This window comes from Halosimplex yunnanense, from assembly GCF_054504345.1.
On record NZ_JBTJEL010000001.1, the window covers coordinates 1 to 667 of the forward strand.

Genomic DNA, 667 nt, shown 5'->3' on the forward strand with positions numbered 1-667 from the left:
AAGCGAGCCGCCTGGGAAGTACGTCCGCAAGGATGAAACTTAAAGGAATTGGCGGGGGAGCACTACAACCGGAGGAGCCTGCGGTTTAATTGGACTCAACGCCGGACATCTCACCAGCACCGACAATGTGCAGTGAAGATCAGGTTGATGACCTTATTGGAGCCATTGAGAGGAGGTGCATGGCCGCCGTCAGCTCGTACCGTGAGGCATCCTGTTAAGTCAGGCAACGAGCGAGACCCGTGTCCGTAATTGCCAGCAGCACCCTTGTGGTGGCTGGGTACATTACGGAGACCGCCACGGCTAACGTGGAGGAAGGAACGGGCAACGGTAGGTCAGCATGCCCCGAATGTGCTGGGCAACACGCGGGCTACAATGGCCTGGACAGTGGGTTCCGACACCGAGAGGTGGAGGTAATCCCCTAAACCAGGTCGTAGTTCGGATTGAGGGCTGAAACTCGCCCTCATGAAGCTGGATTCGGTAGTAATCGCGTGTCAGAAGCGCGCGGTGAATACGTCCCTGCTCCTTGCACACACCGCCCGTCAAATCACCCGAGTGGGGTCCGGATGAGGCTCGGATACCCGAGTCGAATCTGGGCTCCGCAAGGGGGATTAAGTCGTAACAAGGTAGCCGTAGAGGAATCTGTGGCTGGATCACCTCCTACTGACCG

The 667-nt window shown here is 57.7% G+C and carries 1 rRNA gene; it reads left to right on the forward strand.

Annotation, left to right across the window (positions count from 1 at the left end):
- Positions 1-659 (forward strand): 16S ribosomal RNA (locus AB2U09_RS00005); the annotation flags it as partial.
- Between the last annotated feature and the right edge of the window lie 8 nt (positions 660-667).